The sequence below is a fragment of the Actinosynnema sp. NPDC023658 genome, assembly GCF_040639995.1.
Lineage (GTDB): Bacteria > Actinomycetota > Actinomycetes > Mycobacteriales > Pseudonocardiaceae > Actinosynnema.
Genome location: NZ_JBFAAX010000241.1, coordinates 1 through 8,469 on the forward strand (window position 1 = coordinate 1; position 8,469 = coordinate 8,469).

Below are 8,469 nucleotides of genomic sequence, written 5' to 3' on the forward strand. Positions count from 1 at the left end.
ACGGCCTCTGCTCCTGACCCGCGTGTCCTACCCCCGCAACGCGAGAGTCCTACGTCCACGTCGCGAGAGTCCTACGTCCAGTACCCCTGAGTTGAACGCTCAGGTGCACCCCGAGGCGGCCCGGGGTGGTCTACGGGGAGATCAACCGATCGGTTGATGCGAGGTCTGACCCGGCGTGTGATCCGGTTCGACGCCCCCGCGACGACGCTGGTGGCATGGCAATCATCGAGGTGGTCGACCTCGTCAAGAGCTACGACGGGAAGGTCGCGGTCGACGGTGTGTCGTTCACCGTCGACGAGGGGGAGGTCTTCGGGATCCTCGGCCCCAACGGGGCGGGGAAGACGACGACCGTCGAGTGCGTGGAGGGCCTGCGCACCCCGGACAGCGGCACGATCCGGGTCGACGGCCTGGACCCGCGCCGCGACCGGGCGGAGCTGCGGACCCGGCTGGGCGTGCAGCTGCAGCAGAGCGAGCTGCCCGACCGCATCCGGGTCGGGGAGGCGATGGACCTGTACGCCTCCTTCCACCGCGACCCGGCCGACTGGCGCGAGCTGCTGGCACGCCTGGGCCTGGCCGACCGCGTGAAGACGGAGTACCGCAAGCTGTCCGGCGGCCAGAAGCAGCGCGTCTCCATCGCGCTGGCACTGGTCGGCAAGCCCCGGATCGCGGTGCTGGACGAGCTCACCACCGGCCTGGACCCGCAGGCCCGCCGCGACACGTGGCACCTGGTCGAGCAGATCCGCGACTCCGGCGTCACGGTCGTCCTGGTCACGCACTTCATGGAGGAGGCCGAGCGGCTCTGCGACCGGATCGCGCTGATCGACGCGGGCAAGGTCGTCGCGGTCGACAGCCCGGCCGGCCTCGTGTCCAGGGTGGACGGTGAGCAGCGGGTCCGGTTCCGGCCCACCGCGCCGCTGGACGTGCGGCTGCTGGCCGACCTGCCCGAGGTCTCGCAGGTCGAGCAGCACGGCCCGCAGCTCGTCGTGACCGGCACGGGCAACCTGCTGCACGCCGTCACGTCCGTCCTCGCCCGCAACCACGTCGTCGCCGCCGACCTGCGCGTCGAGCAGGCCGGCCTCGACGACGCCTTCATCCGGCTCACCGGCCGCGCGTTCACGGAGTGATCACATGCTGAAGATCGTCAACATCGAGTGGAAGCTGTTCCTGCGCGAGCCGGCCATGGTCGTGTTCGGGATCTTCTTCCCCACCATCCTGCTGCTGGTGCTCGGCGCGATCCCCGCGCTGCGCACCCCGGACCCCCAGTTCGGGAACCTGCGGTTCATCGACTCCTACGTGTCCACGCTGATCGTGATCGCGCTGGCGTTCCTGGGCCTGAACAAGCTGCCCGCCACGGTGGCCACCTACCGCGAGAAGGGCGTGCTGCGCCGCTTCTCCACCACCCCGGTCCACCCGGCCCGGCTGCTCCTCGCCCAACTGGTCGTCAACGTGGTCGCGGGCGTGATCTCGATCGTGCTGCTGATGGCGGCGTGCCGGCTGGTGTTCCACATCGACCTGCCGCACCACCCGCTCGGGTTCCTGGTGACGTGCCTGCTCGGCATGCTGTCGCTGTCCGCCCTCGGCCTGCTGGTCGCGGCCTGGGCCCCGACCGCGCGTTCGGCCGGCGGGTGGGCGACCGCGGTGTTCATGCTGGTCATGTTCTTCGGCGGCGCGTACCTGCCCCGGTTCCTGCTGCCGGAGTTCCTGGTCCGCGTCGGGGAGTACCTGCCGCCGGGCGTGGGCGCGTTGCAGGAGGGGTGGCTCGGCGCCGCGCCGGACCCGCTGCAGCTCGCGATCCTGACCCTGATCACGCTGGTGGCGGGTACCGTCGCGGCGAAGTCGTTCCGCTGGGAGTAGGGGAGCAGGCGTGACGGACGCGCTCGACGGGTGGGAACGTCGGCTGAACACCGCGGGGCGTGCCATCCCGTACCTGGTCCTGCTGCTGTCGACGGGGATGTACCTGGTGCTCGGGACGGACCCGTGGCAGACCGAGGCGGTGAACGTCGGCATCGCGGCGGTGACCGGCCTGTGGATGCTGTGGTGGTTCACCCTGCACCCCGAGTGGCGCTCGCGGACCGGCCTGATGGCGGTGTTCTTCGCCGGGGTCCTGGTCGCCTACGCCGTGCTGGGGCTGCGCGACCCGCTGTTCGGGTTCTTCTCCTTCGCCGGGTACGTCTACGCGTTCGAGGTGCTGCCCGGCCGGTGGAGGTTCGCCGGTGTCGTCGTGAACGGCGTGCTGGCGGCGACGTCGCTGCAGGGCGGCTTCCCGTCGCCCGACCTCCGGTCGATCGGGGTCTACCTCGCCGTCGTCCTGGTCATCGTGACGATCGCCTGCACGTTCACCATGGTCGGCTACGTCACCTCCGAGCAGGCCCGGCGGCGCAAGGAGATGGTCGCCCAGATGGCCGCCATGATGGAGGAGAACGCGGGCCTGCACGCCCAGCTGCTCGTCCAGGCGCACGAGGCGGGCGTGCTGGACGAGCGGCAGCGGTTGGCGCGGGAGATCCACGACACCCTCGCCCAGGGGTTCGCCGGCATCATCACCCAGCTCCAGGTGGACGAGGCGCCGCCGCGGCACGTCGAGACGGCGTTGCGGCTGGCGCGGGAGAACCTGGCCGAGGCCCGCCGCTCGGTGCACGCGCTGCGCCCGCCCGCGCTGGTGGACGCGAACCTGCCGGACGCGTTGGCCGAGGTCGCGGCGGGGTGGACCGACCAGACCGGGGTGGCCGCGTCGATCCGGACGACGGGGGTGGCGCGCGCCCTGCACCCCGAGGTGGAGGTGACCTTGCTGCGTGCCGCGCAGGAGGCGTTGTCGAACGTCGCCAAGCACGCGCGCGCTTCACGGGTCGGGCTGACGTTGTCGTACATGGAGGACGTGGTGACGCTGGACGTGCGCGACGACGGCGCGGGGTTCGACCCGGAGGTGCGCACGGACGGGTTCGGGCTGGTCGGCATGCGGCAGCGGGTGTCGCGCCTGGCGGGAGCGCTGGTGGTGGAGTCGGAGCCGGGTGGGGGCACGGCGGTGTCCGCGTCCGTGCCCGCGATCCCGGCCGGGGTGACCCGGTGATCCGCGTGGTGATCGTGGACGACCACCCGGTCGTGCGCGACGGGCTGCGCGGGATGCTCGCGAGCGCCGGTGACGTCGACGTGGTGGGCGAGGCGGCGGACGGCGAGGAGGCGGTGACCGTCGTGCGGGCCCTGCGGCCGGACGTCGTGCTGATGGACCTGCGGATGCCCGGCGTGGACGGCGTCACGGCCATCGAGCGGCTGCGCGGGTGCCCGACCAGGGTGCTCGTGCTGACGACGTACGACACGGACAGCGACGTGCTGCCCGCGATCAAGGCCGGTGCCACGGGGTACCTGTTGAAGGACACCCCGCGTGACGAGCTGTTCCGCGCGGTGCGCTCGGCGGCCAGGGGGGAGGCGGTGCTGTCACCGTCCGTGGCGACCAGGCTGGTCGGTCAGGTGCGGCAGCCCGCCGCGGAGCCGTTGAGCGACCGCGAGGTGGAGGTGCTGGGCCTGATCGCGCGCGGCTGCACGAACCGCGAGGCGGCGGCGAAGCTCTTCATCAGCGAGGCGACCGTGAAGACGCACCTCGTGCACGTCTACGCCAAGCTGGGTGTGAAGGACCGCGCCGCCGCCGTGGCGGTGGCCTACGAACGGGGCCTGCTGGGCGCGTAGCGGCGGCTAGTAGTCGACGCGGTCGGGACGGGACAGCCACGCGGTGAACGGGGCGTTGTCCTCGCCGGTCGAGATCCGGTGCACCGGCAGGCTCCAGGTCTCGCGGGGCCGGTCGAACAGGTCGTAGAACTCGCGGTCGTCGAAGCCGGCCGCGGCGGCGTCGTCGCGGTCCGCGGCGTAGACGACCCGGTCCACCCGCGCCCACAGGGCGGCGGACAGGCACAGCGGGCACGGTTCGCACGACGAGACCAGCACGCAGCCGGTGAGCCGGAAGTCCCCGATGGCCCGGCAGGCCGCGCGGATGGCGACCACCTCGGCGTGCGCGGTGGGGTCGAGCGTCGTGGTGACCTGGTTCGTGCCCGTCGCCACCACCTCGCCGGCCCGGACGACGACCGCGCCGAACGGGCCGCCGCCCTCCGCGACGTTGCGGGTGGCCAGGTCGATCGACTCGCGCAGCCAGGCGTGGTCGGGGGACACGGACGTGGTCATGGGTTGCTCCTCGGAACGTGCGCACGGCCCCGCGGGACACCGTGGTGACGGCGGCCCCGGGCCGTGATGGGCGCGGGTCGGGCTGGTGGGCCGGGGTCGGGCTGCCGGTGGGCTCGGGGTGCGGGGATCAGGTGCCGGTGATGTGCTCCGGTCGCACGGGCACGCGGGTCAGGGCGAGACCGGTGGCGGCGCGGATGGCCGCGACGATGGCCGGCGTGGACGAGATGGTGGGCGGCTCACCGACGCCGCGCACGCCGTAGGGCGCGTTCGGGTCGGCCAGCTCCAGCACGTCGATGCTCATCGGCGGCATGTCGAGCACGGTCGGGATGAGGTAGTCGGTGAACGACGGGTTGCGCACCTCGCCGCCCTCGACCTGGATCTCCTCCATCACCGCGAGGCCGAGGCCCTGCGCCGAACCGCCCTGGATCTGGCCCACCACGGCCTGCGGGTTGAGCGCCTTGCCGACGTCCTGCGCGCAGTCGAGCTCGACCACCTTCACCAGGCCCAGCTCCACGTCCACGTCCACCACGGCGCGGTGCGCGGCGAACCCGTACTGCACGTGGGCGTTGCCCTGCCCGGTCTCCGGGTCGAGGGGCTCGGTGGCGCGGTGCCGCCACTCCACGGTCTCGTCGATCACCTCGTCGCCCAGCAGCTCGGCCAGGTCCGCGGCTGACGGGTCGCGACCGCCGGCGAGCTCGGTCAGCCTCTCCCGCACGGCCGCGCACGCGGCCTTCACCGCGCCACCGGTCACGTAGGTCTGGCGGGACGCGGAGGTGGAGCCGCCGTTGCCGATGCCGGTGTCCATCGGCAGGATCGTCACCCGCTGCACGCCCAGCTCGGTGCGCACGATCTGCTGCATGATCGTCACGAGGCCCTGGCCGACCTCGGCCGCCGCGGTGTGCGCGAGCGCGGCCGGTTCGCCGTTGATGACCTGCAACCGGACCCTGGCCGTCGAGTAGTCGTCGTAGCCCTCGGAGAAGCAGATGTTCTTCAGCCCCACGGCGTAACCGACCCCGCGCACCACGCCTTCGCCGTGCGTGGTGTTGGAGACGCCGCCGGGCATGTCCCGCAGGTCGAGCGCGGTCGGCGGCGGCGGCATCGGCTTGTCCTTCACCAGCTTCAGCAGCTGCGCGACCGGTGCGGCCGAGTCGACCACCTGCCCGGTCGGCATGACCGAGCCCTCGCTCATCGCGTTGACGATCCGCAGGTCGACCGGGTCCATGCCCAACGCCTGCGCGAGCTTGTCCATCTGCGACTCGTAGGCGAAACCGGCCTGCACCGCGCCGAACCCCCGCATCGCGCCGCACGGCGGGTTGTTCGTGTAGACGCCCCAGCAGTCGACGGTCACGTTGTCCACGTCGTAGGGGCCTACTCCGAGCGTCGCCGCGTTCGCCACGACGGCGGACGTGCTGGAGGCGTACGCGCCGCCGTCGAGGTGGATCCGCGCCTTGACGTACACGAGCTTGCCGGTGCGGTCCGCGCCGTGCTCGTAGTGCAGCACCGCGGGGTGCCGGTGCACGTGGCCGTAGAACGACTCCTCGCGGTTGTAGACCATCTTGGTGGGCTTGCCGGTGTGCAGCGCCAGCAGGCACGCGTGCACCTGCATCGACAGGTCCTCGCGCCCGCCGAACGCGCCGCCGACGCCGGACAGCGTCAGCCGCACCTTCTCCAGCGGCAGCCCCAGCGCCGCGGCGACCTGGCCCTGGTCGACGTGCAGCCACTGGGTCGCGATGTAGAGGTCGACGCCGCCGTCCTCGGCGGGCACGGCCAGGCCCGACTCGGGACCGAGGAACGCCTGGTCCTGCATGCCGACCTCGTACCGGCCGCTGACCACGACCTCCGCCCGCGCGTGCTGGTCGCCCCGCCGCACGGGCACGTGCCGCACGAGGTTGCCGCCGGGGTGCAGCGGCGTGTCGTCGACCGCCGTCTCCATGTCCACGACGGGCGTGAGCACCTCGTACTCGACCTTGATGCGCTTCATCGCGCGCTGCGCGGTCTCGGGGTGGTCCGCGCCGACGAGCGCGACCGGTTCGCCCTGGTAGCGCACGACGTCCTCGGCCAGCACGGGCTGGTCCTTGTGCTCCAGCCCGTAGCGGTTGTGCCCCGGCACGTCCTGGTGCGTGAGCACGGCGTACACGCCCGGCACGCGCAACGCCTCGGTCAGGTCGACCGACCGGATCCGCGCGTACGGGTGCGGGCTGCGCAGGGTCGCGCCCCAGATCATGTCCTCGTGCCACAGGTCCGAGGCGTACGCGAACTCGCCCCGCACCTTGAGGTTCCCGTCGGGCCGCTGCGGGCTGGAGCCGATGCCCCCGGACACGGCGGAGGTGAGTTCGGCGGGGGTGAGGCTCATCGCGTCCCCTTCAGTCGCTCGGCGGCGGCGCGCAGGTCGCGCGCGAGGTCGGTCGCGGAGGCGGTGCGCAGCTCGCCGTCGTCGACCACGGTCCGGCCGCCCACCAGCAGGAGCTTCAGCTCCGGCGCGGGCCCGAGCACCAGGGCGGCCACCGGGTCGTCGATGCCCGCGTGCTCGGGACCGTCGAGCCGCCACACCGCCAGGTCCGCGAGCTTGCCCGGTTCGATCGAGCCGATCTCCCGGTCGCGACCCAGGCAGCGCGCGCCGCCCATGGTGCCCAGCCACAGCGCTTCGCGGACGTCCAGCGCCTTGGGACCGCCGCGCTGCCTGGCCTGCAGCAGGGCCTGGTGCAGCTCCTCGACCATCCCGCCGGACTCGTTGGACGCCGCGCCGTCCACGCCGAGGCCGACCGGTGCGCCCGCGTCGAGCAGGTCGCGGACCGGGGCCGTGCCGGTGCCCAGCCGGCCGTTGGACGTGGGGCAGTGGGCGCTGCCGGTGCCGGTCGCGCCCAACCGCTTCACCGCATCCGGTGACAGGTGCACGGTGTGCGCGAGCCACACGTCGTCACCGAGCCAGCCGAGGCGCTCGGCGTACTCGGTCGGCGTGCAGCCGTACTCAGCCCGGCACTGCTCCTCCTCGTCGACGGTCTCCGCGAGGTGGGTGTGCAGCCGGACGCCCCTGGCGCGGGCCAGCTCCGCCGCGCCGGTCATCAGCTCGGCGCTGACGGAGAACGGCGAGCACGGTCCGACGGCCACCCTGACCAGGGCGTCAGGGGCCGGGTCGTGGTGGTCGTCGACGGCCTGCTCGGTGGCGACCAGCGCGGCCTCGGTCTCCTCGACCAGGTTGTCCGGTGGCAGGCCGCCCTGCGACCGGCCGCGGTCCATCGAGCCGCGCACGGCGTGCAGCCGGATGCCGACGCGCCTGCCCGCCTCGACCAGGGCCGCGAACTGGTCGCCGCCCTCGCGGGGGAACACGTAGTGGTGGTCGGCGGCGGTCGTGCACCCGGTGGTCGCGAGCCGGGCCAGCCCGGCGGACGCCGCCGCGTGCGTGATGCCGGCGTCCAGGCCCCGCCACACCGGGTACAGCGTGGTCAGCCACTCGAACAGCGTGGCGTCCTGGGCGAAGCCCCTGGTCGCCCACTGGTAGAGGTGGTGGTGGGTGTTGACCAGGCCGGGCGTGACCAGGCAGCCGCTGCCGTCGACCCACGTGTGCGGGCCGGCCGGCCTGGGCGCCTGGCCGGGGCCGACCGCCGTGATCCGGCCGTTCTCGAACACGACGTGCCCGAACGCGTGCTCGGTGCCCGCGGCGTCGACCGCGGCCACCGCGACGCCGTCGAGGATGGTCGGCGTCATCGGGCCGCGTCCCCCGGGTCCGCCTTGCGGGCGGCGGCCAGGCGCACGGCGTCCAGGATCTTCTCGTACCCCGTGCAGCGGCACAGGTTCCCGGCCAGGGCCTCGCGGATCTCCGGGTCGCTCGGCCGCGGCACGCGGTCGAGCAGGTCGTGCGCGGCGACCACGAGACCGGGGGTGCAGAACCCGCACTGCACCGCGCCCGCGTCCACGAACGCCTCCTGGACCGGGTCGAGCCGGTCGCCCCGGGAGAGGCCCTCCACCGTCCGCACCTCGCGGTCCTGCACCTGACCGGCGGCCACCAGGCAGGAGCACACCGGCGTGCCGTCCAGGTACACCGTGCACGAACCGCACTCGCCCTGCTCGCAGGCGTTCTTGGAACCGGGCAGGCCCAGCCGCTCGCGCAGCAGGAACAGCAGGCTCTCGCCCTCCCACACGTCGTCGGCCTGCCGCGGCTCGCCGTTGACGGTCACGTCGACGCGCATGGTCACGCCACCTTCCCGGAGTAGTCCTGCCAGGCCCAGCCGAGCGTCCGCCGGGCCAGCACGGCGAGGGCGTGCCTGCGGTACGCGGCCGAGCCGCGCACGTCGTCGATCGGGC

General features: G+C 73.1%; 8 protein-coding genes and 1 pseudogene. 4 read left to right on the plus strand and 5 right to left on the minus strand.

Going from position 1 to position 8,469, the window contains the following annotated elements; genetic code table 11:
* Nucleotides 1–215 precede the first annotated feature (215 nt).
* Genes AB0G02_RS22160 through AB0G02_RS22175 form a run of 4 tightly spaced genes read left to right on the plus strand, consistent with a single transcriptional unit; the run spans nucleotide 216 to nucleotide 3,678 of the window.
* Entirely contained in the window at nucleotides 216–1,124 is a 909-nt protein-coding gene (locus AB0G02_RS22160; RefSeq protein ID WP_360797371.1) for an ABC transporter ATP-binding protein, read from the plus strand.
* Nucleotides 1,125–1,128: 4 nt separating this feature from the next.
* Nucleotides 1,129–1,854, plus strand: a complete 726-nt coding sequence (locus AB0G02_RS22165) for an ABC transporter permease (RefSeq protein ID WP_360797372.1) — start codon at nucleotides 1,129–1,131, stop codon at nucleotides 1,852–1,854.
* A 10-nt stretch (nucleotides 1,855–1,864) separates the two neighbouring features.
* Nucleotides 1,865–3,064, plus strand: coding sequence for a sensor histidine kinase (locus AB0G02_RS22170; protein ID WP_360797373.1), 1,200 nt, complete (start codon nucleotides 1,865–1,867; stop codon nucleotides 3,062–3,064).
* Nucleotides 3,061–3,678 (plus strand): response regulator transcription factor, encoded by a 618-nt coding sequence (locus AB0G02_RS22175; RefSeq protein WP_360797374.1) that lies wholly within the window; start codon nucleotides 3,061–3,063, stop codon nucleotides 3,676–3,678. The genes AB0G02_RS22170 and AB0G02_RS22175 overlap by 4 nt, the downstream gene beginning before the upstream one ends.
* Nucleotides 3,679–3,684: 6 nt before the next feature.
* On the opposite strand, the gene AB0G02_RS22180 is transcribed toward AB0G02_RS22175, so the two are convergent.
* From AB0G02_RS22180 to AB0G02_RS22200, 5 genes and pseudogenes are all read right to left on the minus strand, one after another.
* The gene (locus AB0G02_RS22180; RefSeq protein WP_360797375.1) at nucleotides 3,685–4,167 is read right to left on the minus strand and encodes a nucleoside deaminase; all 483 of its coding nucleotides are present in this window, start codon (nucleotides 4,165–4,167) and stop codon (nucleotides 3,685–3,687) included.
* 127 nt (nucleotides 4,168–4,294) lie between these two features.
* Nucleotides 4,295–6,520 carry a xanthine dehydrogenase subunit D gene (pucD, locus tag AB0G02_RS22185; protein ID WP_360797376.1) on the minus strand — a complete coding sequence of 742 codons (2,226 nt, stop codon included), beginning with the start codon at nucleotides 6,518–6,520 and terminating at the stop codon, nucleotides 4,295–4,297.
* Nucleotides 6,517–7,872 (minus strand): 8-oxoguanine deaminase, encoded by a 1,356-nt coding sequence (locus AB0G02_RS22190; RefSeq protein WP_360797377.1) that lies wholly within the window; start codon nucleotides 7,870–7,872, stop codon nucleotides 6,517–6,519. Before AB0G02_RS22190 ends, pucD begins: the two co-directional genes overlap by 4 nt.
* Nucleotides 7,869–8,354, minus strand: a complete 486-nt coding sequence (locus AB0G02_RS22195; protein WP_360797378.1) for a (2Fe-2S)-binding protein — start codon at nucleotides 8,352–8,354, stop codon at nucleotides 7,869–7,871. Before AB0G02_RS22195 ends, AB0G02_RS22190 begins: the two co-directional genes overlap by 4 nt.
* A gap of 2 nt (nucleotides 8,355–8,356) precedes the next feature.
* Nucleotides 8,357–8,469: pseudogene (locus tag AB0G02_RS22200) on the minus strand (xanthine dehydrogenase family protein subunit M); the annotation flags it as partial.

Bases quoted from the DNA above. Each gene is read 5' to 3' on its own strand.
- AB0G02_RS22160 (WP_360797371.1), top strand. From the start codon at position 216: ATGGCAATCATCGAGGTGGTCGACCTCGTCAAGAGCTACGACGGGAAG.
- AB0G02_RS22165 (WP_360797372.1), top strand. From the start codon at position 1,129: ATGCTGAAGATCGTCAACATCGAGTGGAAGCTGTTCCTGCGCGAGCCG.
- AB0G02_RS22180 (WP_360797375.1), bottom strand. From the start codon at position 4,167: ATGACCACGTCCGTGTCCCCCGACCACGCCTGGCTGCGCGAGTCGATC.
- pucD (WP_360797376.1), bottom strand. From the start codon at position 6,520: ATGAGCCTCACCCCCGCCGAACTCACCTCCGCCGTGTCCGGGGGCATC.
- AB0G02_RS22190 (WP_360797377.1), bottom strand. From the start codon at position 7,872: ATGACGCCGACCATCCTCGACGGCGTCGCGGTGGCCGCGGTCGACGCC.
- AB0G02_RS22195 (WP_360797378.1), bottom strand. From the start codon at position 8,354: ATGCGCGTCGACGTGACCGTCAACGGCGAGCCGCGGCAGGCCGACGAC.